This window comes from Nocardioides sp. JQ2195, from assembly GCF_012272695.1.
Taxonomy (GTDB): domain Bacteria; phylum Actinomycetota; class Actinomycetes; order Propionibacteriales; family Nocardioidaceae; genus Nocardioides.
Genome location: NZ_CP050902.1, coordinates 677911 through 701489, shown reverse-complemented (window position 1 = coordinate 701489; position 23579 = coordinate 677911). Strand labels below are relative to the sequence as shown.

General features: G+C 70.2%; 20 protein-coding genes. 2 read left to right on the top strand and 18 right to left on the bottom strand.

Annotated elements, in window-relative coordinates:
• Positions 1-126 precede the first annotated feature (126 nt).
• The 17 genes from ncot_RS03280 to ncot_RS03200 all read right to left on the bottom strand — a co-directional run bounded on the left by ncot_RS03280 (position 127) and on the right by ncot_RS03200 (position 19207).
• Positions 127-1380, bottom strand: coding sequence for a transcriptional regulator (locus tag ncot_RS03280; RefSeq protein WP_168616320.1), 1254 nt, complete (start codon positions 1378-1380; stop codon positions 127-129).
• A 204-nt stretch (positions 1381-1584) separates the two neighbouring features.
• Positions 1585-2712 (bottom strand): XdhC/CoxI family protein, encoded by a 1128-nt coding sequence (locus ncot_RS03275; RefSeq protein WP_168616319.1) that lies wholly within the window; start codon positions 2710-2712, stop codon positions 1585-1587.
• Positions 2705-3820 carry a VWA domain-containing protein gene (locus ncot_RS03270; protein ID WP_168619143.1) on the bottom strand — a complete coding sequence of 372 codons (1116 nt, stop codon included), beginning with the start codon at positions 3818-3820 and terminating at the stop codon, positions 2705-2707. The genes ncot_RS03275 and ncot_RS03270 overlap by 8 nt, the downstream gene beginning before the upstream one ends.
• A gap of 2 nt (positions 3821-3822) precedes the next feature.
• Positions 3823-4719 carry a MoxR family ATPase gene (locus ncot_RS03265; protein WP_168616318.1) on the bottom strand — a complete coding sequence of 299 codons (897 nt, stop codon included), beginning with the start codon at positions 4717-4719 and terminating at the stop codon, positions 3823-3825.
• 124 nt (positions 4720-4843) lie between these two features.
• Positions 4844-5401 (bottom strand): nucleotidyltransferase family protein, encoded by a 558-nt coding sequence (locus ncot_RS03260; RefSeq protein WP_168616317.1) that lies wholly within the window; start codon positions 5399-5401, stop codon positions 4844-4846.
• Positions 5402-5470: 69 nt separating this feature from the next.
• A complete protein-coding gene (locus ncot_RS03255) occupies positions 5471-5827 on the bottom strand; it encodes a hypothetical protein (RefSeq protein ID WP_240938039.1) in 357 nt (118 codons plus the stop codon).
• A gap of 35 nt (positions 5828-5862) precedes the next feature.
• A complete protein-coding gene (locus ncot_RS03250) occupies positions 5863-6411 on the bottom strand; it encodes a hypothetical protein (protein WP_168616316.1) in 549 nt (182 codons plus the stop codon).
• 234 nt (positions 6412-6645) lie between these two features.
• On the bottom strand, positions 6646-8283 hold the full coding sequence (gene groL / locus ncot_RS03245) for a chaperonin GroEL (protein WP_168616315.1): 1638 nt from the start codon (positions 8281-8283) through the stop codon (positions 6646-6648).
• 308 nt (positions 8284-8591) lie between these two features.
• Complete coding sequence (locus tag ncot_RS03240) at positions 8592-9449, bottom strand: hypothetical protein (RefSeq protein WP_168616314.1); 858 nt, start codon at positions 9447-9449, stop codon at positions 8592-8594.
• An 11-nt stretch (positions 9450-9460) separates the two neighbouring features.
• Positions 9461-9796: a cupin domain-containing protein gene (locus ncot_RS03235; RefSeq protein ID WP_168616313.1), complete on the bottom strand. Its 336-nt coding sequence runs from the start codon at positions 9794-9796 to the stop codon at positions 9461-9463.
• A 13-nt stretch (positions 9797-9809) separates the two neighbouring features.
• Entirely contained in the window at positions 9810-10280 is a 471-nt protein-coding gene (locus ncot_RS03230) for a hemerythrin domain-containing protein (RefSeq protein WP_277345787.1), read from the bottom strand.
• On the bottom strand, positions 10273-11019 hold the full coding sequence (narI, locus tag ncot_RS03225) for a respiratory nitrate reductase subunit gamma (protein WP_168616311.1): 747 nt from the start codon (positions 11017-11019) through the stop codon (positions 10273-10275). The genes ncot_RS03230 and narI overlap by 8 nt, the downstream gene beginning before the upstream one ends.
• Position 11020: 1 nt before the next feature.
• Positions 11021-11755 carry a nitrate reductase molybdenum cofactor assembly chaperone gene (narJ, locus tag ncot_RS03220; RefSeq protein WP_168616310.1) on the bottom strand — a complete coding sequence of 245 codons (735 nt, stop codon included), beginning with the start codon at positions 11753-11755 and terminating at the stop codon, positions 11021-11023.
• Positions 11752-13416: a nitrate reductase subunit beta gene (gene narH / locus ncot_RS03215; protein ID WP_168616309.1), complete on the bottom strand. Its 1665-nt coding sequence runs from the start codon at positions 13414-13416 to the stop codon at positions 11752-11754. Before narH ends, narJ begins: the two co-directional genes overlap by 4 nt.
• Positions 13416-17036 (bottom strand): nitrate reductase subunit alpha, encoded by a 3621-nt coding sequence (locus ncot_RS03210; protein WP_240938157.1) that lies wholly within the window; start codon positions 17034-17036, stop codon positions 13416-13418. Before ncot_RS03210 ends, narH begins: the two co-directional genes overlap by 1 nt.
• 14 nt (positions 17037-17050) lie before the next feature.
• Positions 17051-18229 carry an MFS transporter gene (locus ncot_RS03205; RefSeq protein WP_206065126.1) on the bottom strand — a complete coding sequence of 393 codons (1179 nt, stop codon included), beginning with the start codon at positions 18227-18229 and terminating at the stop codon, positions 17051-17053.
• Between the two features lie 171 nt (positions 18230-18400).
• Positions 18401-19207 carry a DUF2249 domain-containing protein gene (locus ncot_RS03200; RefSeq protein ID WP_168616307.1) on the bottom strand — a complete coding sequence of 269 codons (807 nt, stop codon included), beginning with the start codon at positions 19205-19207 and terminating at the stop codon, positions 18401-18403.
• Between the two features lie 119 nt (positions 19208-19326).
• Here ncot_RS03200 and ncot_RS03195 point away from each other — a divergent pair, with 119 nt between their 5' ends.
• Together ncot_RS03195 and ncot_RS03190 are read left to right on the top strand one after the other, a co-directional pair.
• A complete protein-coding gene (locus tag ncot_RS03195) occupies positions 19327-19971 on the top strand; it encodes a helix-turn-helix domain-containing protein (protein WP_168616306.1) in 645 nt (214 codons plus the stop codon).
• Between the two features lie 65 nt (positions 19972-20036).
• Positions 20037-22700, top strand: coding sequence for a multicopper oxidase domain-containing protein (locus ncot_RS03190; RefSeq protein ID WP_168616305.1), 2664 nt, complete (start codon positions 20037-20039; stop codon positions 22698-22700).
• Here ncot_RS03190 and ncot_RS03185 read toward each other — a convergent pair.
• On the bottom strand, positions 22681-23526 hold the full coding sequence (locus tag ncot_RS03185) for an SGNH/GDSL hydrolase family protein (RefSeq protein ID WP_168616304.1): 846 nt from the start codon (positions 23524-23526) through the stop codon (positions 22681-22683). The two genes, ncot_RS03190 and ncot_RS03185, sit on opposite strands and share 20 nt — an antisense overlap.
• Positions 23527-23579: the final 53 nt, after the last annotated feature.

Sequence of the window (23579 nt, the reverse complement as noted above, 5' to 3'; positions counted from 1 at the left end):
CTCACGTTAGGGCTGCGAGGTTGGCGAATGGTTGGCCACGCACCAAATTCCGGATAGTCCCCAACGTCTCACAGGTGAAATGGCTGTTCGGACCTGCGAGACGTTGGGGACTATCGAGGAAATGGCTCAGCGGGAGGCGGCGGCGAGCCGTCCCCTGAGCAAGGGCTTCAGGGGGTGCGGCGACTCCCCCAACCGGGCCAGGCACGCCTCCACGACCTCGGTGTCGTACGGCGCCAGCTCGGTGTAGCGGGCCACGGCTGCGGGGACCGGATCGCCCAGCAACGCCTCCCGCACAGCGACGGCCAGGTAGTCGGCGTACTCGCCCAGCCCGGGGGAATCGGTGCCGGGGAGCAGGTCACCGCCGTACGCGGCGACGGCCTCGCGCACCCGCCCCTGGCGCAGGCAGCACACGACCGTCTCGACGTCGGTCTGCACCGGCAGCGTCAGCCGGTAGGGACGCGAGGCGAGCTGGCCGCCGACCGCGTGCCGCAGGTGGGAGACCTCGGCCTTGAGCGTCGACGGGCTGATCGACTGGTCGCCGTAGAGGAGTGCGTGCAGCTGGTCGAGGTTGAGGCCTTCGGGGTGGAGGGTGAGCAGGGCCAGGATCTCGGTCTGGCGACGGTTCAGCAGCAGCCGTTCGCCGTCGAGGCGCACGTCGGCCGAGCCGAGCAAGCGCAGGTCGAGGCCACACTCGGACGACGTCCGGGCGCCGGGCACGACCAGCGTGGACGACTGCCGGGGAACCACCTGGGCCATCGCCGACTCGATCAGCCGCGCCATCATCCGCGCCGTCGCCAAGCCGATCGGGTGGGAGCGGTCCCACGTCGTCGACAGGTCGATCACGCCCAGCTGCTCCCCGGTGGCCGGGTTGTGCACCGGGGCCGCCCAGCACACCCAGTTGTGCACGATCGGGGCGTAGTGCTCGGCGCTGAACACCATCGAGGGGGCACCGGTGTGCAGCGCGAGGGCGAGCGCGTTCGTCCCGACACTCGACTCGTCCCACTTGCCCCCGGCCACGAAGTTCACCGACTCGGCCTTGTGTCGCATCACGCGTCCGCCGTACGTCCAGAGGATGCGGGTCTCCGGGTCGGTCACCGCAAGCACGAGGTCGCCGTCATCGGCCGTACGCCGCAGCTCGTCCTCGACCTGCTCGACCGCCCGCTGGAGCGGTGAGCCCGCCCAGTAGGCGGCGGTGTCGGACTCGTCGGCCAGCGGAGCCTCGGTCACGTCGGGGGTGAGCACGGCGCCAGAACGCACCCACGAGTGGAGGATCTCCGGACGCACGAACCGCTCGGCCCGGTCGCCCTGCTCGACGAAGGCCGTCCACGCGCGCACGGCATCGAGCCTGCGGGTGTGCAGTTCGTGGCGATCGACGGACATCGGCTCTCCTGGCGGTCTGTCGCCACCGTAGCCCAGGCACGGGCAGGCGTCAGCCGTTCCGGACCCTGCACTTGTGCGGTGCTGCTGTCACCTCACGGGTGACTGGTCGCTCGTGACGTGGCACGGACACCGCGTTACTCGGAAGCGGCAGGACGGGGCGGGGGCGGGCGGGGGCGGAGCGGCGGCGGGGGCGGGGGCGGGCGGTCAGGCGTCGTGGTGGTGGATGGTGCCGTCGGTCTCGGCCAGGCGTTGGCCGCTCCCGCCCCAGGTGAACGAGATGATCTCGGCAGCCACGCTGATCGCGGTCTCCTCCGGCGTGCGCGCCCCGAGGTCGAGCCCGATCGGGCTGGAGAGCCGGTCCAGCTCCTCCGCGGTGAGGCCCGCCTCCTTCAACCGGTCCATCCGGTCGTCGTGGGTACGCCGCGAGCCCATCGCCCCGACGTACCCGACCTCGGGCAGCCGCAGCGCAACCTCGAGGAGCGGTACGTCGAACTTGGGGTCGTGGGTGAGCACGCAGAGCACGGTGCGGTTGTCGATCCGGCCACCCTCCTGCTCGGCGGCCAGGTAGCGGTGCGGCCAGTCCACGACGACCTCGTCGGCCTCGGGGAACCGCGTGTTGGTGGCGAAGACGGGACGGGCATCGCAGACCGTCACGTGGTAGCCGAGGAAGCTGCCGACCCGGGCCACGGCGGCGGCGAAGTCGATCGCACCGAAGACCAGCATGCGTGGCTTGGGCGCGAACGCCCAGACGAAGACCCGCATGCCCTCACCACGACGTTCCCCGTCGGGGCCATAGGTGAGTGTGCCGCTGTGCCCCGAGGCGAGCAGGCCGAGCGCGTCGTCACGCACCGCGTCGTCGGCCCGCCGGCTGCCGAGGGAGACGCTCGACTGCTCGCCGGGGTGGATCAGCATCCGGCGGCCGAGCCACGCAGGATCGGGATGCTCGACGACGGTGGCCACCGCCACCGGCCGCCCGGCCTCGAGGTCCTCGGCGATCGCACCCAGCTCGGGGAAGGTCTCCTGGTTCACCTTCTCGACGTAGACGTCGAGGATCCCGCCGCAGGTCAGGCCGACCGCGAACGCGTCGTCGTCCGAGATGCCGTAGCGCTGCAGGACGGGCGTGCCGGCCTCGCCGACCTCGGTCGCGAGCTCGTAGACCGCGCCCTCGACGCAGCCGCCGGACACCGATCCGACCGCGGTTCCCTGCGGGCCGACCAGCATCGACGCGCCCGCAGGACGGGGCGCCGAGCGGAACGTCGCGACCACGGTGCCCATCCCGACCGTCTCGCCGGCCCGCCACCACTCCAACAGCTCCGGGAGCACCTCACGCATGCGCCACCACCTCCACCAGCTCGTCGTACGTCGCCAGCGTGTGGCCGGCGAGGAAGTCATCGAGGTGCGGCAACGCGGCAGCGATGCCCTGCTGCACCGGCACGTAGCCGTCCTTGCCGCGGTGGGGGTTCACCCACACCACCCGGTGCGCGAGCCGCTGGAGCCGGGCCATCTGCTCGCCGAGCAGGGCGGCGTCACCGCGTTCCCACCCGTCGCTGCACAGCACGACCACCGAGCCGCGGGCCAGTCCACGCGCGCCCCACCGGTCCAGGAAGACCCGCATCACCTCACCGAGGCGGGTGCCACCCGACCAGTCAGGCACGGTCTCACCGGCGGCGATCAACGCCCGGTCCGGGTCGCGCTGCCGCAGGGCGCGCGTGACGTGGGTGAGCCTGGTGCCGAGGGTGAACACCTCCACGTGGCGCCCGTCGTCGGCGGTCACGAACCGGTGGGCCAACCGCAGCAACGAGTCGGCGTACGCACTCATCGAGCCGGAGACGTCGATCAGCAGCACCACCCTCCGCGGACGGGTGCCGCGGCGGCGCCAGGCCAGGTCCGCCGGCTCACCCATGCGGCGCAGGCTGTCGCGCAGGGTACGCCGCGCGTCGACGGTGCCGCGGTGCCAGCGCTGGTGGCGCGAGGCCCGCCGCTGGGGCAGCCGGGGGTTGATGCCCGAGAAGAGCGAGGACAGCAGGCGTTTCTCGGCGGTGCTCATCGCCGCGACGTCGCGGTGCCGCAGGCGCTCGGTGCGACTGGCCATCGCGCGCACCGGGTCCTGGTCGTCCTGGTCGTCTGCCCCGCCCGCCTCGTCGTCGCCCTCCGCCAGGTCGGAGGCGATCGGCCGCGGTGGGTCAGCGGACGGCACCGTGCGCGGCAGTCCGTCCCGGTGGTTGAACCAGGCTTCGAAGACCTGGTCGTAGCGAGCCAGGTCGTCGGGACAGGAGCAGAGCGTGGCCCGCCCCGACCAGTAGGTCGCCCGCTGGTCCGCCAGTCCGACCAGTGCCACCGCCCGGGTGAACTCCTGGGTCCGGTCCTGGGTGACGGGCACACCGGCAGCGCGCAGGGCCCGGGCGAACCCGAGCACCACCTCGTCTGCCTCGTGCCGCATGCTCACACCGCCATCATCCGGTCGAGGGCCTGGCGCACCCGGTCGCCGTCCTCGCGGTACTTCACCAGCGCCCCGAGGGTCGCCGATGCCGTGGCGAGGTCGAGCTCGGTGGCGCCGAGGGCCTCCAGGGCCCGTGCCCAGTCGAGTGTCTCGGCCACCCCGGGTGGCTTGAGCAGGTCGTCGCGCCCGCGCAGGCTCTGCACCACGGTGGCGACCTGGCGGGCCAGCTCCGCGCTGACCTCGGGTGCGCGCGAACGGAGGATCTCGACCTCACGCTCCAGGCCGGGGTGGTCGATCCAGTGGTAGAGGCAGCGCCGCTTCAGCGCGTCGTGCAGCTCGCGGGTGCGGTTGGAGGTGAGCACGACGATCGGCGGTGTCGCCGCCCTCACCGTGCCGATCTCGGGGATCGTCACCTGATAGGTCGAGAGCACCTCCAGCAGGAACGCCTCGAACTCGTCGTCGGCCCGGTCGACCTCGTCGACCAGCAGGACCGCCGGGGTCTCCCGGAGCGCCTTGAGGACGGGGCGGGCGAGCAGGAACCGTTCGTCGTACAAGCTCTTCTCGGCGTCCTGGACGGAACGGCCCGCGGCACTGCCCGCCACTGCTTCGATCGCTCGCAGGTGCAGGATCTGGCGCGGGAAGTCCCAGTCGTAGAGCGCCTGGGTGGCGTCGATCCCCTCGTAGCACTGGAGCCGGATCAACGGCAGGTCCATCGACTCGGCGATCGCCTCGGCGAGCGCGGTCTTGCCGGTGCCGGGCTCTCCCTCGAGCAGCAGCGGGCGTTGCATGCGCAGCGCGAGGAACACGACGGTGGCCAGCGACTCGTCACTGACATACCCGGTCTTGCCGAGGAGTCGCTCGACCTCCTCGACGTCGGCCGGAGCTGGTTGGTTGCCCATGCTCCCGAGGGTACCCAGCACCACGTTGGCGCCCGGTTGGACCTCGCCGATACCCCACCCCTCACTGCCCCCCGATAGTCCCCAACGTCAGACAGGTCTCAAGCGCCGATCGGCATGCGTGAAGTTAGGGAGTATCCCGGGTGTCGACGTCGTGGCCGGTGGCGAGATCGCCGCACTCGACGAGCTCGACCTCGTGCGTGGCCAGGTAGCCGCGAGCACCGCGGTCCCCCGTCGCCTCGGTTCGTACGCCGCCCCAGTGGTCGCGACCGATCAGCACCGGGTGGCCCGGCCGGCCGACGTACGACGCCCGGCGCAGGACGTCCTTCCCCGCGGCGCCTGCCAGCACCCGGCGTACGACGTCGGGCCCCACGTCGGGCAGGTCGACGAGCGTGACGAGGACCGCGTCGCACCGCGCGGGGTCCTCCTCCACAGCGGCCAGCCCTGCCCGGAGGGAGGCGCCCATCCCGTCGGCCCAGTCGGCGGCCTCGACGATGCCGACCTGAGCGTCCACCAGCAACGCCCGAGCCCGCTCGGACTCGGCGCCCAGCACGACGGTCACGTCGTCGCAACCACCGGCCCGCAGGCCCTCGACCGAACGCTCCAGCCAGTCGTCGACCAGCGCCTTCGGTGTTCCCATCCGGCGACCTGCGCCTGCAGCCAACAACAGTCCGTGCACCGTCATGCCCTCACCCTAGTGACGCGAACGGTCACTTCTTGCTGCGCGAACGGTCACTTGTTGCTGCGCGAACGGTCACTTGTTGATGGCCGAACCTCCGAGTTCGCCGAGCGGCGCCACCGTGGCTCCCGATTCCTCGCAGACCCAGACAGGGTCGGGGCCGCCGAGCTCGGGGTGGATGTAGAGCGCGTGCACGGCGGCGTCGCAGCGCGGGCAGACCGGCCAACGGCCCATTCGCTCGAGGAGCGCGTCCTGCACGTCCTGGGCGACCAGCCCACCGACGTACGACGCCCCTGCGGGCCATTGCTCAGCCCACCATCGTCGCTCGCTGACTGCGTCCTCCAGCACGGAGACGATCTCGGGGTTGGCGACCCCGGTGGCCTCGAGGTCACGCATCACGACGGCGCGGGCGTTGAGGAGTCGGTCGGTCACGAGTCCATTGTGCGTCGTGGGCGGTGACGACGGGCTCAGTGCTTGGTGAGTTCCTTCGGCAGCAGCGACCTCAGCTCGCTGGGGAGTTCCTTGAGCGCCGGCACGATGTCGGCGATCAGGTTCTTGCCGCAGGTCGTGGTGAGGTAGGCTGCGAGGGAGTTCACGTTGCTGCGTTGGGTCGAGCTCAGGTCGGTGTAGGCCTGGATCGCCGTCGATGCCTTGTCCAGCTGCGGGGCGATGTCGATCAGGACCTGGATGCCGTCGACCGCATCCTTCGGCATGTCCTCGGGAAGTCCGTCGGCCACGACCTGAGCCACTTGTTGCAGGATCTGGTCGGACGAGCTGCCGTGCAGTGCTTCCTGGGTGTCGGTGCAGAACTGCTCCCCGGTGACCGGCTGGGTGGTCTGAGCGGTCGGCTCCTCGGAGGGCTCCTCGCTCGGGGCGTCACTCCCCTCCCCACCCGGTGCAGCGCTGGCCGAGGTGGTCGGCTCCGGGCTCGAGTCGCTGTCCTTGTCGTCGTCGCCGCACCCGACGGTCACGGTGAGCACGAGCAGGAGCGGCACAGCCACGAGAGATCTACGCATGGCCTCGATCCTAGAGGTCGGCCCAACCCGTTCTTGTCTCCAGTCGTCAGGAGGCGGGCCGCAGTTCGACTTGGGCAGGCACCAAGAACTGCCCGCTCGCGCCACAACAACTGCACGCTGGCGCAGCAAGAATTGCCCGTTCGCGGAAAATGGGGAACGACCCCCGGGACGAATCCCGGGGGCCGTTCGGTGAAGCTGTCTCGCGTGGTGGCGAGGACTCCGATCGGGAACCGATCAGAAGTCCATGCCGCCCATGCCGCCCATGCCACCGGTCGGGTCGCCCATCGGGGCGGCCTTCTCCGGCTTGTCGGCGACGACGGCCTCGGTGGTGAGGAACAGCGCGGCGATCGACGCGGCGTTCTGCAGGGCCGAGCGGGTCACCTTGGCGGGGTCGATGATGCCTTCGGCGATCATGTCGACGTACTCGCCGGTGGCCGCGTTGAGGCCGTGGCCCGACTCGAGGTTGCGGACCTTCTCCGCGATGACGCCACCCTCGAGGCCGGCGTTGATCGCGATCTGCTTCAGCGGGGCGTCGGTGGCGACGCGCACGATGTTCGCACCCGTGGCCTCGTCACCCTCGAGCTCGATCTTCTCGAACGCGAGGTCGGCGGCCTGGACCAGCGCCACGCCACCGCCGGCGACGATGCCCTCCTCGACGGCAGCCTTCGCGTTGCGAACGGCGTCCTCGATGCGGTGCTTGCGCTCCTTGAGCTCGACCTCGGTGGCCGCGCCGACCTTGATGACTGCAACGCCGCCGGCCAGCTTGGCCAGGCGCTCCTGCAGCTTCTCGCGGTCGTAGTCGGAGTCGGAGTTCTCGATCTCGGCACGGATCTGGTTGACCCGGCCCTCGATCTGGGCCTGGTCGCCCGAGCCCTCGACGATGGTGGTCTCGTCCTTGGTGATGACGACCTTGCGGGCCTGGCCGAGGAGCTCGATGCCAGCCGACTCGAGCTTGAGGCCGACCTCCTCGGAGATGACCTGGCCACCCGTGAGGATCGCGATGTCCTGCAGCATGGCCTTGCGGCGGTCACCGAAGCCCGGAGCCTTGACGGCCACGGACTTGAAGGTGCCACGGATCTTGTTGACGACCAGCGTGGACAGGGCCTCGCCGTCGACGTCCTCGGCCAGGATCAGCAGCGGCTTGCCGGACTGCATGACCTTCTCGAGCAGCGGGAGCAGGTCCTTGACGTTGGAGATCTTGGAGTTCGCAATGAGGACGTAGGCGTCCTCGAGGACCGTCTCCATGCGCTCGGGGTCGGTGACGAAGTAGGCCGAGATGTAGCCCTTGTCGAACCGCATGCCCTCGGTCAGCTCGAGGTCGATGCCGAACGTGTTCGACTCCTCGACGGTGATGACGCCTTCCTTGCCGACCTTGTCCATCGCCTCGGCGATGGCGTCACCGACGGTGGTGTCGCCACCGGCGGAGATGGTGGCAGCAGACGCGATCTGCTCCTTGGTCTCGATGTCCTTGGCCATGCCGAGCAGCTGCTCGGACACGGCGGCGACAGCGGTCTCGATGCCACGCTTGAGACCCATCGGGTTCGCACCCGCGGCCACGTTGCGCAGGCCCTCTCGGACCATCGCCTGGGCGAGCACCGTGGCGGTGGTCGTTCCGTCACCGGCGACGTCGTCGGTCTTCTTGGCGACCTCCTTGACGAGCTCGGCCCCGATCTTCTCGTAGGGGTCCTCGAGCTCGATCTCCTTGGCGATCGAGACACCGTCGTTGGTGATCGTGGGGGCGCCCCACTTCTTCTCCAGGACGACGTTGCGGCCCTTGGGGCCAAGCGTCACCTTGACGGCGTCGGCGAGGGTGTTCATGCCCCGCTCGAGACCGCGGCGCGCCTCTTCGTTGAAAGCAATCAGCTTCGGCATAACTCCTGCGATTCCTTGGTGCTAAGAGTTGGAACGGAGTCGGAGAGCTGCCCGCGACGGACGATCCGGCTGACCCGGCGGACCCTTCCCGCCGACGCTTCGGACCTCAACTCACCGGTCCCGTTGTTGTCACTCTCATGACGAGAGTGCCAGCCTCATGTTTAGCACTCGACCCCGGCGAGTGCAAATGTACGTCGTTCCGGAAGGTGACCGACCGGAGAGCCGACCGAGCAGGGCGAACCGTCGAGGATGCCCGTTCGCGCATCAACAATTGCCCGTTCGCGCATCAACAATTGCGCGTTCGCGCATCAAGAGTTGCCCGTTCGCGCGACGAGGTCGGCGAAGGGATCGGCGTTGCCGGGGAGCAGGTCGAGATAGAGGCCGGGCTCGATCAGCTCGAGCTCGCTCACGGCCAGCGTGCCGTCGGCCAGGCGCATCATGTCGACGCGGGCGTAGTCGAGACCGGCGCCCGTGATCGCCTCGGCGGCCGCGACTGCCGCCAGGGCGAGCTCGGCGTGCTCGGGCACGATCGGGACAGGCATGCTGCGACCGCCGTACTCCTCGTGGACCCGGATCTCACCGTCTCCCGGCAGCTTGTTCACCTGGGAGACCACCTCTCCGCCGATCACGAAGACGGACGCCTCCCCCTCGGTGCGCACCGACTCGACCAGGGGCTGCACCACCCACGGGCCGACGGTCAGGCCGGAGAGGCGCTGGTCGTCGGCGGCCTCGACCACCACGACGCCCACCCCCGCGGCGCTCACCCGGCCCTTGAGGACGGCCGGGTTGTGGCGGTCGAGGGCGGCCTCGAGCCCGCCGCGCAAGTTGCTGTCGTCGAGCAGGCCGGTGGGTACGACGGCCACCCGCTCGCCGAGCTCGATCAGGTAGGACTTGTCGGCGTTCCACTCGAACACCGCGGCGCCGTTGAGCAGCGTGGTCAGCTGGTCCACGCGACGGGCCCACGCCATGAAGTCGTCGTGGCGGCGGTGGTAGTCCCAGGTGGACCGCACGGCGATGACGTCGGCGGCGGCCCAGTCGACCTCGGGGTCGTCCCAGCTCACCCAACGGGACTCGACGCCCCGCTCGGCGAGGGCAGGGACCAGGGCCTCGCCTCCGTGCTCACCGTCCGGCAGCAACGAGAAGGTCACCAGGAGCGCACGGGTCATCCGGGTGGCGGTCAACTCGCACGGGTGGCCACGGTGAGCAGCACGGCTGCATCGGTGACCGCCTCGAGGTCGTGGCGCTCCTGCGGGATCAGCAGGTAGTCACCCTCGGCACCCTCCCACGTCGACCCGCCGGCGTGCAGCCGCACCTGGCCACGCAACACCTGCAGAGTCGCCTCTCCGGGGGACTCGTGCTCGCCGAGCGAGCGGCCCTCCACCAGGGCGATCACGGTCTGGCGCAGGTCGTGCTCGCGCCCACCGTGGACGGTCGATGCGGACCGGCCGGCAGAGGCCGCTCGGGCCGCCTCGATCTGGGTGTCGACCAGCTGCTTCAGTGATGTGCTCTCCATGGACCCACCCTACTCAGTCGTGGAGGCTCGGAAGGAAGGACGGAAGCTCGTCCCGAGCCTGCTGCACCAGCTCCCAGCCCGAGGCACCGAGCGTGACCACGGAGACCGGGAAGATGCCGAGGTTCTCGCGGTCGATGTGCTCGGACAGCTCGCGGAACAGCTCGGAGACCACGTCGTCGAATCCCGGGTCCTCCGGGTCCAGGCCGCCGATGGCGGCGTCGAGGGAGCGGTGCTCGCCCTCGAGCTGCTGGACCTCCTCGACGAACTCCCCCTGGCTTCGCATGGCGGTGAAGATTCCTCGTTCCTCGCGCCGGACGTGGACGTCGAGGTGCGCCACGAGGCGCTCCATCAGCCGGCTCGCACCGGCCCGGTCGCCCGCCCCGAGCGCGCGGCGTACTTCGTGGGCGTCGTCGAGCAGCGCGTAGTGCTCGTCCATCAGCTCCGCGATCGGAGGCACCCCACGGCAGCCGCAGTGCTCACACATGTCGGTCCGCGCCCCGGTCGGCGGGATCCCACCCGCGCTGCGGCGCCCGGGCACCGGCATGGGCGTCGCGGGAGCGATAGACGATGTAGGGGCGGGTGAGGTAGCCCAGCGGAGCACTGAAGACGTGCACCAGGCGGGTGAACGGCCACAGCGCGAACAGCAGCATCGCCGCCATCCCGTGGATCTGGAATCCGATGGGTGCCTCGCCCATCAGGCCCGGGTGCAGGTCGAAGCGGAAGATGCCGCGGAACCAGACCGAGACGCCTTCGCGGTAGTTGTAGTGGCCGCCGAGGTTGAGGATCCCGCCGGCGATCGTGTTCCAGATGCCGAGCAGGATCACGATCGCCAGGACGGCGTACATCACCTTGTCCATCACGGTCGTCGCGGAGAAGACCGGGCCGACCGTGCGACGTCGGTAGACCAGGATCGCCAACCCGGCCAGGGTGGCGGCACCGGCGAGCACGCCACCCCCGACGGCGAACGCGTGGTAGACCTCGTCGCTGATGCCGACCGCATCGGTCCACGACTGCGGGATGCCGAGCCCCATGACGTGGCCGAAGAAGACCCCGATCATGCCGAAGTGGAACAACGGACTTCCCCAGCGCAGGAGGCGCTTCTCGTAGAGCTGCGAGGATCGGGTGGTCCACCCGAACTTGTCGTAGTTGTAGCGCCAGACGTGCCCCAGCACGAAGGTCGTCAGGCACACGTACGGAATGATCACCCAGAGCAACTCGTCCATCTCAGGCACTCCTCCACGTCGAAGCGGTCGACCCTGATCCTTGCGACCCGATCGGCACCGTCGGCATCGGCAGGTCGACCGGACCGCCGGAGGTGCGTTCCATCAGCGCCGCGTCGAACGACGGCGTGCCGTACGGCGTCAGGCCGACCTCCTCCTTCGGGGGTCCCGCCGCCACCAGCCGGCGGATCGCCTCCTCCTCGTCGCCGGCCAGGGTCGGCAGCGTCTCGGCGACGGCGTCGAGCAGGCTCACCCAGGGCGAACCCGCGGTGCGCAGGTGGAGTCGCAGGACCTCGAACCCGGCACGGTGGTCAAGCAGCAGCGCACGACCGCTCTCGAGGTCGACCGTGCCGGCGAACTCGAGCACGACGCACAGGTGGTCGGGCAGCTCCCCCGGGTCGAGGTCGACGCCGGCGGCCTCGTAGGTGTCCTTGAACCTGAGCAGCGCCATCCCCCGTTGACGGGTGTCACCGTGCACGAAGTAGGTCAGGAACAGGTTGCCGCGACGCCGGGTGTCGAAGGTCTCGACGTAGTCGGCGCGCAGCTCCACGATCGGGGTACCGTCCCGGTGCGCCAGGAACGTCTCCAACGGTTCCCGCACCGGGTCGGGCAGGTGCGGGACCGTGTGGCGGACGGCCTCGACGTCGTCGGCGGGGTAGTCCAGGAGGAGCGAGACGCACTGCCACGTCGCGCGCACCGCGTCGTCCTCCAGCCGCGGCTGGCGCTTCCAGAGCTTCATGACTCGTCCTCGTCACGCGGCGGGAAGAGCCCACTCGGGGTGCCCTTGCCGTCCCAGTTCAACAGGTTGATCCTGCTGTGCTTGTCCGGTGGGGACGCCACCGAGTCACTGGTCTGCCGGTCCTGGAGGACGGCGAAGTTCTCCACCGCGACCGGGACCACCTGTGAGCCGGAACCCTCACCGAACGGACCGGAGCCGCCCATCCCCGGCCCGCCCTCGAAGTCGAGCGAGCACTCGGTGGCGAGCTCCTCCAGCGAGTGGGCCTGCTCCACGTGTGCCGCCGGGATCACGTAGCGCTCGTCGTACTTGGCCAGCGCGAGCAGGCGGTACATGTCGTACATCTCCTCCTCGCCCATCCCGACCGCCTCAGGTATGGCGGCATTGGGCTCACGGCCCATGTTGATGTCGCGCATGTAGGAGCGCATCGCCGCCAGCTTCTTCAGCACGGCGTCCACGACGGTGGTGTCGCCGGCGGTGAACAGCTCGGCGAGGTACTCGACCGGGATCCGCAGGGCGTCGATCGCGGCGAACAGGTTGGTGTCGTCCTCGGCGTCCTCGCCGGTCTCCTTGACCACGTCGATGACCGGCGACAGCGGCGGGATGTACCAGACCATCGGCATCGTGCGGTACTCCGGGTGCAGCGGGAGCGCCACCTTGAAGACGTTGATCAGCGCGTGGATCGGTGACTTCTGCGCGGCCTGGATCCAGTCGAACGGGATGCCGTCGCGCTCGGCTGCCTTCACCACCTCGGGGTCGTTCGGGTCGAGCAGCACCGAACGCTGCGCCTCGTAGAGGTCCTTGTCGTCCTCCGTGGCCGCGGCCTCGAGAACCGCGTCCGCGTCGTAGAGGACGAGGCCGAGGTAGCGCAGCCGACCGACGCAGGTCTCCGAGCAGACCGTCGGCAGGCCCACCTCGATCCGCGGGTAGCAGAACGTGCACTTCTCGGCCTTGCCGGTGCGGTGGTTGAAGTACATCTTCTTGTAGGGGCAGCCCGAGATGCACATCCGCCAACCGCGGCACTTGTCCTGGTCGACCAGGACGATGCCGTCCTCGCTGCGCTTGTAGATCGCGCCGCTGGGGCACGACGCCACGCACGAGGGGTTGAGACAGTGCTCGCAGATGCGCGGGAGGTAGAACATGAAGGTCTCCTCCAGGGAGCGCTTCACCTCTCCCGAGACCTTGGACAGGACGGGATCGTTGGCCCAGGTCTCCTCGGAACCACCGAGGTTGTCGTCCCAGTTGGCCGACCACTTGATCGTCATGTTCTTGCCGGTGAGCAACGACTTGGGCCGGGCGACCGGGGTGTGCTCCTGGGCCGGGGCATCGGTCAACGTGGCGTAGTCGTAGGTCCACGGCTCGTAGTAGTCCTCGATGGAGGGCATCTTCGGGTTGCTGAAGATGGTGAACAGCTTCTTGACCCGGTTGCCGCTCTTGAGGGTCAGCTTGCCGCGCTTGTTGAGGGTCCAGCCGCCCTTCCAGGTCTCCTGGTCCTCGTAGCGGCGCGGGTAGCCCTGCCCGGGCCGGGTCTCGACGTTGTTGAACCACACGTACTCGGTGCCGGCCCGGTTCGTCCAGGCCTGCTTGCAGGTCACCGAGCAGGTGTGGCACCCGATGCACTTGTCGAGGTTCATCACCATCGCCATCTGCGCCATGACCTTCATCAGTACTGAACCTCCTGCGACCGCTTGCGGATCACGGTCACCTCGTCTCGCTGGTTGCCGGTCGGTCCGATGTAGTTGAACGCCCAGGACAGCTGGGCGTAGCCGCCGATCAGGTGACTGGGCTTGATCAGCAACCTGGTCAGCGAGTTGTGGATGCCGCCCCGCTTGCCGGAGGTCTCCGTGATCGGCACGTCGATCAGCCGGTCCTGCGCGTGGTGCATGTAGACCGTTCCCTCCGGCATCCGGTGGCTGACGATCGCGCGCGCGGCGACCACGCCGTTGCGGTTGACCGCCTCGATCCAGTCGTTGTCCTTGACCCCGACCTTGGCCGCGTCGGCCTCGCTCATCCAGATCGACTGGCCACCCCGCGAGAGCGAGAGCATGAACAGGTTGTCCTGGTACTCGGAGTGGATCGACCACTTGTTGTGCGGGGTCAGGTAGCGCACCGTCACCCCCTCGACCCGCGCCCCGCCGGCGTCGGCGACGTCGCCGATCGCGGGTTCGTCGAACAGGGCGGCCATGTTCAGCGGTGGTCGATAGACCGGGAGGCCCTCCCCGAGCTCCAGCATCCAGTCGTGGTCGAGGTAGAAGTGCTGCCGTCCGGTGAGGGTGTGGAACGGCTTGAGCCGCTCGATGTTGACCGTGAACGGTGAGTAGCGGCGTCCGCCCGACTCCGAGCCGGACCACTCCGGCGAGGTGATCACCGGCGCGGGCGCGGCCTGGGTGTCGGCGAAGGTGACCTGCTTGCCCTCGTGCTCGGCGGCCAGGTCGTGCAGCTGCTTGCCCACGCGCTTCTCCAGCTGCTTGAAGCCCTCGGTGGCCAGGTGGCCGTTGGTGGTGCCGGACATGGCCAGGATCGCCTCACACATGTGGACGTCGGTCAGCAGCGCCGGTCGGCCGTCCCCCGGCCCACCGCGCACGGCGCCGTTCTTCGCCCTGAGGTAGTCGATCGAACGGGTCAGGTCGAAGGTGATCCCCTTGGTGGTGGCACCGAGCTTGCTGGCCAGCGGACCGAGCGAGGTCATCTTCGCGTGGATCGCTCCGTAGTCGCGCTCGACCTCCACCAGCTTCGGCATGCTCACCCCGGGCACCGGCTCGCACTCGCCCTCACGCCAGTCGCGGACCACTCCGTGCGGGTTGGCCATCGCGTCGGGGGTGTCGTGCGACAGCGGCACCGCCACCACGTCACGGCGTACGCCGAGTCGCTCGGCCGCGAGCTCGCTGAACCTCGCGGCGACCGTCTTCCAGATCTCCCAGTCGGTGCGGGTCTGCCACGGCGGCGAGATCGCCGGGTTGAAGGAGTTCACGAACGGGTGCATGTCGGTGGTGGAGAGGTCGTGCTTCTCGTACCAGGTGGCGGCCGGGAGCACGACGTCGGAGAAGAGCGTCGTCGAGGTCTGCCGGAAGTCGAGGGTGAGCAGCAGGTCGAGCTTGCCCTCGGGGGCCTTCTCCTTCCACGTCACGTCACGCGGTCGCACGCCTTCCGGGGTCTCCTCCGCGCGCACCGAGGAGTCGGTGCCGAGCAGGTGCTTGAGGAAGTACTCGTTGCCCTTGGAGGAGGATCCGAGCAGGTTGGCGCGCCAGATCGAGAGGATCCTCGGAAAGTTCTCCGGGGCGTCGGGGTCCTCCCCCGCGAAGCCGAGGCGTCCCTCCTTCAGCTCCGTGACGATGTGCTCGGCGACCGGTTTCCCGGCCGCGGCCGCCTCGTCGGTGATGGCCAGCGGGTTGCGGTCGAAGGTCGGGTAGGACGGTGACCAGCCCATCCGGGCGGTCTTGGCGATCACGTCGGCGGTGGAGAGACCCGCGAGCTGTCCCTGCCCGGTGGTGGCCGAGAGGGTGTCGGCGCCGAACTGGTCGTAGCGGAACTGGTCGGTGTGCAGGTACCAGTAGGCCGTCTGGTTCATGTTGCGTGGCGGTCGACCCCAGTCGAGGGCGTTGGCCACCTGGTTGTAGCCGGTGAGCGGACGCACCTTCTCCTGCCCGACGTAGTGCGCCCAGCCGCCACCGTTGACGCCTTGGCAGCCGGTCAGCGTGGTCAGCGTGAGGAAGGCGCGATAGATCGTGTCGGAGTGGAACCAGTGGTTGGTGCCGGCTCCCATCAGGATCATCGATCGCCCGTTGGACTCCTCGGCGTTCTGGGCGAACTCACGTCCGATCCGAGCAGCAGCAGCTGCCGGCACGCCCGTGATCGGCTCCTGCCACTCCGGGGTGTAGTCGGCGAACTGCGCCAGCATCATCTCGAAGACCGTGGTGACGAGGTGGCCACCGACCCGGCGGGCGTTCAGGGTGGCCGTGGTGCGGGTCGGCTGGCCGTCGATCTCGCCGAAGCGGGGCAGCTCGACCTCGACCTGCTCCGTGCCCTCCCCGGTGAGTCGGAGCGCCGGGTCGACGCCGTCGAGGTCGAGGTTCCACCTGCCCTCACCGTCGGCGCCGTAGCGGTGGCCGAGGGAACCGTTCGGCACGACCGGCTGGTTGGTGGCGGAGTCGAGGAGCACGGTGCGGAAGGCGGCGTTCTCCTGGCCGGCGGTCTCCTCGAGGTCCTCGGCGGTGAGGAACTTGCCCGGCCTGCCGTCCTCGATCCTGACCAGGAACGGCAGGTCGCTGAACCGCTTCACGTAGTCGGAGAAGTAGGGCACCTGCCGCTCGAGGAAGAACTCCTTGAGGATCACGTGGCCCATCGACAGCGCGAGCGCCGCGTCGGTGCCCGGGTTGACGGCCAGCCAGTCGTCGGCGAACTTCACGTTGTCGGCGTAGTCGGGCGAGATCGCGACGACCTTCTGGCCGCGGTAGCGGGCCTCGGTCATCCAGTGCGCGTCGGGGGTGCGGGTCACCGGGACGTTGGATCCCCACATGACCAGGTAGCCGGCGTCCCACCAGTCCCCCGACTCGGGCACGTCGGTCTGGTCGCCGAAGACTTGTGGCGAGGCGACCGGCAGGTCGGCGTACCAGTCGTAGAAGCTCAGCATCGAGCCGCCGATGAGGTGCATGAAGCGGGCACCCGAGGCGTGGGAGACCATCGACATCGCCGGGATCGGCGAGAAGCCGGCCACCCGGTCGGGGCCCCACTTGTCGATCGTGTGCACGTGGGCCGCCGCGACGATCTCGACCGCCTCGTCCCACGTCGCGCGGACCAGCCCGCCCTTGCCCCGGGCCTTCTTGTACGCCGCGGCTCGCTGCGGGTTCTCGACGATGTGTGCCCACGCCCTGACCGGGTCGCCACCGTGCTGCGACTTGGCCTCACGGAACATCTGGAGGAGCGTTCCGCGCACGTAGGGATAGCGGACCCGGGTCGGCGAGTAGGTGTACCAGGAGAAGGCGGCACCGCGCGGGCAACCTCGGGGTTCGTACTCGGGGCGGTCGGCGCCCGTCGAGGGATAGTCGGTCTGCTGGGTCTCCCAGGTGATGATCCCGTTCTTGACGTAGACCTTCCACGAGCACGAGCCGGTGCAGTTCACCCCGTGCGTGGAACGGACCACCTTGTCGTGGCTCCACCGGTCGCGGTAGAACGAGTCCGAGTCGCGCCCACCCTTGAGCTGGATCGTGCGACGGTCGGAGCTGACTGTGCCCTTGGTGAAGAACCGTCGGGTGCCCACGAGAGCGTGGGTCAGCGGGTTGTCCAGTCCGGGGTCCGTGGTCACGGGATTGCCTCCTGAGTGGTGGTGCGTCGGACGATCGTGAGAGTGAGGACCAGGGTCAGCGCCGCGGTCACCGCGAGCAGCACCAGGCCGATCGCGTAGGAGTCGGTGCGGCCGTAGACGTAGCCCATCAACAGCGGCGGGACGAAGCCGCCGAGCCCGCCGGCGGCGCCGACGAGTCCGGTGACGCCACCCACGCGGGCCGGCTCGGTGACCTGGGCGATCAGCGCGAACGTGGCTCCGCTCCCGGCCCCGAGGGCGGCTGCCATCAGGAGGAACGCGCTGGTGCCGCGGATGTCGAGGGGCGGGTGGGTCGCGGCGACGCCCGCGCAGACCGTCACGACGGCGTACGTCGCGGCGAGCACCTGGACCGTGGGCAGCTTGTCGCACAACCAGCCACCCACCGGGCGCATGATCACGGCCAGGACGACGAAGCCCGCCATCCGGGTGCTGGCGTCGGCGGCGGTCAGGCCGTGCCCCGTCTTCAGGTAGGCCGGGAGGTAGACGGAGAACGCGACGTACCCGCCGAACGAGACGGCGTAGAGGATGCCGGCCTGCCAGGCGATCGGCAGGGCGGCGTTGGCCCGCAGCCGGGTCAGCATGCTGGTGGTGGGGACCTGGCGTCCCGGCGCGTCGCGCAGCACGAACCAGGACAGCAGCGCGTAGGCGACCAGGGCCGCGGCCGCGAACAGGAACGGTGCCCGGTGGCCGAGCCCGTCCCAGATCTGCACGGTGGTCAGGGCGCTGATCGCGGTGCCGCCCATGCCGGCACCGAAGATGCCGGTGGCGAGACCCCGTCGCTCGGGCGGGAACCACGCGTTCACGAACGGGACACCGATCGCGAACGTGGTGCCGGCGATGCCGAGGAAGAAGCCACCGAGCAGGATCAGGGCGAAGGAGTCGAGCGCGACGAACGCCAGGAACAGCACCGGCAGGACCGTGATCAGCGAGACCAGCGGGAACATCACCCGGCCGCCGTACCTGTCGGTCAGCGCACCGACGACGATGCGACCGATGGAGCCGACCAGCACCGGCACGGCGACCATCAGCGCGACGTCCGACTCGGTCAGCGAGCCGACCTGGCCCGTGTCACGGAACTTCGGGCCGAGGGGGCTGAGCAGTGCCCACGCCCAGAAGTTGACGGCGAAGCCGAGGGTGGCCACGACCAGCATGAGCATGGGCGATCCTGACGGAGCGCCACCCCCGCTCGGGGAGCCAGGTGTGAGACCCGATTCTCGACTCGCGACCAATTTCGCCACCTCCCGAGCACCACCATGTCGGCATTCGCCGGATAGGACAACCGTTCAGGGCAGTCGGGGCCGAAAGTCCCGTCGAAGAGGGGCCGAAGGTCAGGCGGGCCTGCGCGTCACCAGGAGCCGCCACGCCTCGGGGCCGCGCTGCAGGTACTCCACCTCGAAGACACCGGGCTGGCGCCCCTCGAGCTGGCGCAGCAGCGGGATCGGGTCGTGGGGTGCCAGGAGGACCAGAGCCTTCCCCGGCCGTACGGCGTCCAGCGCACCGAAGACCGTCGCGTGACGGATCGCATGGGGAACCGCACGCGCGTCGAGCTCGGGGAATGCCGAGGTGTCGCGCTCGTTGCAGGAGCACGCGGCCTCGTCGTGCACCGGGTGGCCGTATCCGTCGTCGGCCTCACTCGCCTGCTCGGCGAGCGTCGCGGCCTCTCCCCGGAGCTCCTCGAGGAGCTCGTCGACCGGGACGTCGGGGTCGCGGACCACCAGTGGCAGCAGCTGGTCGTTGACCTTGCTCAGGTGGACCGCGAAGAGCTGACGCAGGGAGTGCGCGAGGACCATCGTGTCGAGCACGTCGTCGGACTCCTCGACCTGGCCGACGATGTCGCGGATGACCCGGTGCTCCACCACCATCGCCTCGACAAGCAGGCGCCCGGCCGGGATCCCGGCGGCCGCCCGGCACAGCGTCGCCTCCGCGGCCATGACGTGCGGCACCAGGGTCGTGCGACACCAGTCCAGGAGCGCCTTCCGTGCGGCCACGGCGGCCTCGTGCTGCCCCGACCTGGCGCCGGTCGTGACCAGGTCGACCTTGAGCGCCAGCGTCGCGTCGATCTCCGCATGGTGTGTCACCAGCTGCTCGGCCGCCTGCGCATCGGCTTCCGTCGAAGCCAGAACCACGTCTTCCATCTCGTGCTCCTCGGGTCTCGTGGACCACCGCCTGGTGATCACGCGATCAATTTACTACACTCCATTCCGTGAAAAATAATTCACTCGCGGGACCCGGTCCCGGGCTGCCTCGACGACCCATGTCGACCTCGCGACGAGCCGTCCTCGAGATGCTGCGCGACCAGCCCGAGCCGACCACCCTGGCCGCCCTCGTCAAGCTCTCCGGACTGCACCAGAACACGGTCCGCGAGCACCTCAAGGCCTTGGTCGCGCACGGCTTCGTCCGCCGCGAGCGGGCCCTGCCACAGGGGCGCGGCCGCCCCGCCTGGCTCTACGAGACGACCGGCCCGGTCGGCCAGGCCGGCAACGAGTACGCCGCCCTCGCCTCGGTCCTGGCCACCAGCCTGGCCGAGACGAGCACCGACCCGGCCCGAGCAGGCACCGACGCCGGCACCTCCTGGGGCCGGCAGCTCACCCGCGATCGCGGGATGGTCGCCGCTTCAGAGGCGGCCGCGCGCGAGGGCGTGCTCGCCCTCCTGGACGACCTGGGCTTCGCACCCGAGTCCGGAGCCGAGGACCCGCGCGAGGTGCGCCTGACGCGGTGCCCGCTCCTCGAGGCCGCCCACCGCCAGCAGGACGTCGTGTGCGGGGTCCACCTCGGCATCGTCCGGGGCGCCTACGCCGAGCTCGGGCACGACGCCGACGGGGCCGAGCTGGAGCCGTTCGCCGAACCCGGCGCCTGCCAGCTCACCCTGCCCACCGTCACGGACCCGACACCGGCATGAATCCCGCCCTCGGGTCGACCGCAGGGTCCCCGCAACGATCCGCCAACGGCCGCGGGTTCTGGCCGATGCGTGACCTGCCCGTGGTGCTCTGGTTGGTGGCTGCACTGGTGGTGGCCCTGGCCCACACCTGGATCCCGGCGCCGCGATGGCTGCTGATCCACCTCACGCTGCTCGGCGCGGTGACCCACTCCATCCTGGTGTGGAGCCGCTGGTTCACCGACACGCTGCTGCGCACCTCGACCGATCGCACCCTGCAGAACCGTCGCCTCTCGCTCCTCGACCTGGGGGTGCTCACGGTCCTGGTCGGCGTGGTCGGCGGTTGGTGGCCGGTGACCCTGGTCGGCGGGGCAGCAGTGCTGGCCGCGGTGGCCTGCCACGGAGCCTCGTTGCAGCAGGCACTGCGCTCGTCGCTGGCCCCGCGCTTCGGGATCGTGGTGCGCTTCTACCTGGCCGCTGCTGCCCTGCTCCCGGTCGGCATCGTGATCGGCGTGCTGCTTGCCCGGACCCAGACCGATCCGTGGCACGAGCGGTTGCTGGTCGCCCACGCCGCGGTGAACCTGCTCGGCTGGATCGGGTTCACCGTCACCGGGACGCTGATCACCTTGTGGCCGACCATGCTGCGCACCCGGATGGCCGACGACGCCGAGCGGGTGGCCGCCCGGGTGCTCCCGGTGATGCTGCTCGGGACTGCCGTCACCCTCGCCGGCGCCCTGGCCGGCCTGCCGCGCGTCAGCGCGGTCGGTCTGGCCACCTACCTTGCCGGCCTGCTGCTCCTGGCCCCGGGATTCGTCCGAGTCGCCCGCCAGCGCCCGCCGTCCACCTTCCCCGCTGTCTCGGCGCTGGGCGCGCTCTGCTGGTTGGCCGGGTCACTGGTCGCCCTCGTCGTCGCGTTCGCCACCACCGAGTCGTGGGCGGTCGCCGGGGGTCGCTTCACCTGGTTCACGCCCTTCCTGGCCGCCGGCTTCGGGGCACAGATCCTGCTCGGCGCGCTCTCCTACCTGATCCCGGTGGCACTGGGCGGAGGGCCGCGCTCCGTTGCTGCCGCGACGAACGTCCTGGGCCGTGCCGGGATCTTCCGGGCCACGGTGCTCAACGGATCGCTGCTGGCCTGCGTGCTGCCCGTCCCACCCGCCGTGCGCGTCGCCTGCTCGGGTCTGGCGCTGTTGGTGCTTGCCTCGTTCCTTCCCCTGCTGGCGCTGGCGATCCGGTCCTCGCTGGCCGTACGCCGCACCCCGGCCGACCCGGTGGCGGGCCGCGGTCAGGGCACCGGCACGGTCGCGCCCACTCCCGTCACCGGCCCACCGCCGGGCACCGCCCTGGCGCTCGGCCTGGTCACTGTCCTGGTCGCCACCGTGGGCGGCATCGTCGCCGACGGGGAACTCGCGGCTGCCGGCCCCTCAGCGGCGGCGGGCGTGGTCGCCACCGGTGAGACGACCGTCGTCGAGGTCGAGGCGCACGACATGCGGTTCACCCCTGCCACCATCGAGGTGCCCGCCGGGGACCGCCTGGTGATCGACCTGACCAACACCGATGCGAGCGAGGTCCACGACCTGGTGCTGGACGACGGCACCGACAGCGGCCGCCTCGCGCCCGGCGAGAGCGCTCGCGTCGAGGTCGCGGTCGTGGGACGTGACGTGGCGGGCTGGTGCTCGGTGATCGGGCACCGCCAGATGGGGATGACCTTGCGGATCGTCGCCGTGGGGGCCACCGCGGAGACCGGTGAGTCCACGGAGCCGGGCGGCACGGAGCCGGGCGGCACGAAGGACAACGCGGGACCGGGCGCCGGCGCCCACCACGGTCCGGCGGGCGCCGGCGGTTCGGCGGGCGCCGGCGGTTCGACGGGCCAGCCCGCACCGCTGGACCCGCATGCCGTCCCGGGCACGGGCTTCGTCGCCCGCGACCCGGTGCTGCCGCCGCTCACCGGCGAGACCGTGCACCGGCACACGTTCCACATCCGTGATGCGCAGGTCGAGGTCGCTCCCGGCGTCACCCAGACGCTGTGGACCTATGACGGGACCGCACCCGGCCCGGTGCTGCACGGCCGGGTCGGCGACACCTTCGTGGTCACCCTGGTCAACGACGGGACGATCGGGCACTCTATCGACTTCCATGCCGGATCGCTCGCCCCGGACCGACCGATGCGCACGATCGCGCCCGGCGCCCGCCTGACCTACCGGTTCACCGCGCGCAGGGCCGGGATCTGGATGTACCACTGCTCCACGATGCCGATGGCCGCCCACATCGCCAACGGCCTCTTCGGAGCGGTGGTGATCGAGCCCGACGGACTCGCGCCCGTGGACCGCTCGTTCCTGCTGGTGCAGTCCGAGCTCTACCTGGGCGCCGAGGGCGGGCCGGTCGACATCGACAAGGTGAACGCCGAGGCGCCCGACCTCGTCGTGTTCAACGGCTACGCCGACCAGTACGACCACGACCCGTTGCGCGTGGACGTCGGTGAACGCGTGCGAATCTGGGCGCTCGACGCCGGCCCCAACCGGAGCAGCGCCTTCCACGTCGTCGGCGGGCAGTTCGACACGGCGTACGCCGAGGGTGACTACCTGCTGCGCCGCGGCACGGGCGGGAGCCAGACGCTCGGGCTGCTGCCCTCGCAAGGAGGTTTCGTCGAGCTGGAGTTCCCCGAGGCCGGGCACTATCCGTTCGTATCCCACGTGATGGTCGACGCCGAGCGTGGCGCGCACGGTGTCGTCGAGGTCACCCAGCCGGGTCGGTGAGACCGGACGACGGCGGTGGGACATGGTGGCCGAACGGGACCCGCTCGGCCACCCCGAGCGCCGCCAGCACCGACGGCAGGACCGCCTTCGCGGTGCGCTTGTAGCCCAGGGACGAGGGGTGGAAGCGGTCGAGGCTGAACATCTCGTCGGGATTCGTGATGAAGAACGGACCCACCACGTCGGCCAGCGACACCGCGCGAGCCCCGAGGGCGAGTGCCGCCTCTCGCTGTGCCGTCGCCAGCTGCCGCGACGCGCGCGAGCCCAGCGCACGCAGGGGCTGCGGAACCGGTCGCACCATCCCCAGGTCGGGACAGGTGCCGACCACGACCGCCGCGCCCCGCTCCTGCAACGTCGTGACGCACACCTCGAGGTGCGCCACCGACTCACCCGTCGGCACGCGATGGGTGACGTCGTTGCCACCGACGATCACCACGGCCACGTCGGCCCGGTAGGACGGCTCCAGCGTGGCCAGCTGGGCCTCGAGCATCGAGCTCTCCGAACCGACCCGGGCCACGGTGCGCAGCCGGACCGAGCGCTGGGTGGCCTTGGCGACGTACTTCGCCAGCCGGGCTCCCGGCGTGTGGCTCGGCAGCTCCGCTCCGAGACCGGCCGCGATCGAGTCCCCGACGACCAGCAGGTGGATCGGGTCGCCGTACCTCTTCTTGAAGGTGCGGTCGGCGTCGAGGGCGTCCTCACCGAGCGGCTTGCCGATCACCGCGCGGGCCTGGGCGGCCTGGTGGCGCAGGAGCTGGTGCGAGCCCACGAGGAAGCCGGCGGTCCCGACGCCCAGGATGCCGGCAAGGAGCGTGATCGGTCGAAGTCTCATCCCCGCCGTTGTCGCACGCCGATCCGTCCGCTGCCCCAACGGCCCGTGAGCAC

What these genes read in the sequence shown, in the direction of transcription:
- ncot_RS03280 (WP_168616320.1), bottom strand. Translation starts at nt 1,380, where the DNA reads ATGTCCGTCGATCGCCACGAACTGCACACCCGCAGGCTCGATGCCGTG.
- ncot_RS03275 (WP_168616319.1), bottom strand. Translation starts at nt 2,712, where the DNA reads ATGCGTGAGGTGCTCCCGGAGCTGTTGGAGTGGTGGCGGGCCGGCGAG.
- ncot_RS03270 (WP_168619143.1), bottom strand. Translation starts at nt 3,820, where the DNA reads ATGCGGCACGAGGCAGACGAGGTGGTGCTCGGGTTCGCCCGGGCCCTG.
- ncot_RS03265 (WP_168616318.1), bottom strand. Translation starts at nt 4,719, where the DNA reads ATGGGCAACCAACCAGCTCCGGCCGACGTCGAGGAGGTCGAGCGACTC.
- ncot_RS03260 (WP_168616317.1), bottom strand. Translation starts at nt 5,401, where the DNA reads ATGACGGTGCACGGACTGTTGTTGGCTGCAGGCGCAGGTCGCCGGATG.
- ncot_RS03250 (WP_168616316.1), bottom strand. Translation starts at nt 6,411, where the DNA reads ATGCGTAGATCTCTCGTGGCTGTGCCGCTCCTGCTCGTGCTCACCGTG.
- groL (WP_168616315.1), bottom strand. Translation starts at nt 8,283, where the DNA reads ATGCCGAAGCTGATTGCTTTCAACGAAGAGGCGCGCCGCGGTCTCGAG.
- ncot_RS03240 (WP_168616314.1), bottom strand. Translation starts at nt 9,449, where the DNA reads ATGACCCGTGCGCTCCTGGTGACCTTCTCGTTGCTGCCGGACGGTGAG.
- ncot_RS03235 (WP_168616313.1), bottom strand. Translation starts at nt 9,796, where the DNA reads ATGGAGAGCACATCACTGAAGCAGCTGGTCGACACCCAGATCGAGGCG.
- ncot_RS03230 (WP_277345787.1), bottom strand. Translation starts at nt 10,280, where the DNA reads ATGTGTGAGCACTGCGGCTGCCGTGGGGTGCCTCCGATCGCGGAGCTG.
- narI (WP_168616311.1), bottom strand. Translation starts at nt 11,019, where the DNA reads ATGGACGAGTTGCTCTGGGTGATCATTCCGTACGTGTGCCTGACGACC.
- narJ (WP_168616310.1), bottom strand. Translation starts at nt 11,755, where the DNA reads ATGAAGCTCTGGAAGCGCCAGCCGCGGCTGGAGGACGACGCGGTGCGC.
- narH (WP_168616309.1), bottom strand. Translation starts at nt 13,416, where the DNA reads ATGAAGGTCATGGCGCAGATGGCGATGGTGATGAACCTCGACAAGTGC.
- ncot_RS03205 (WP_206065126.1), bottom strand. Translation starts at nt 18,229, where the DNA reads ATGCTCATGCTGGTCGTGGCCACCCTCGGCTTCGCCGTCAACTTCTGG.
- ncot_RS03200 (WP_168616307.1), bottom strand. Translation starts at nt 19,207, where the DNA reads ATGGAAGACGTGGTTCTGGCTTCGACGGAAGCCGATGCGCAGGCGGCC.
- ncot_RS03195 (WP_168616306.1), top strand. Translation starts at nt 19,327, where the DNA reads ATGTCGACCTCGCGACGAGCCGTCCTCGAGATGCTGCGCGACCAGCCC.
- ncot_RS03190 (WP_168616305.1), top strand. Translation starts at nt 20,037, where the DNA reads ATGCGTGACCTGCCCGTGGTGCTCTGGTTGGTGGCTGCACTGGTGGTG.
- ncot_RS03185 (WP_168616304.1), bottom strand. Translation starts at nt 23,526, where the DNA reads ATGAGACTTCGACCGATCACGCTCCTTGCCGGCATCCTGGGCGTCGGG.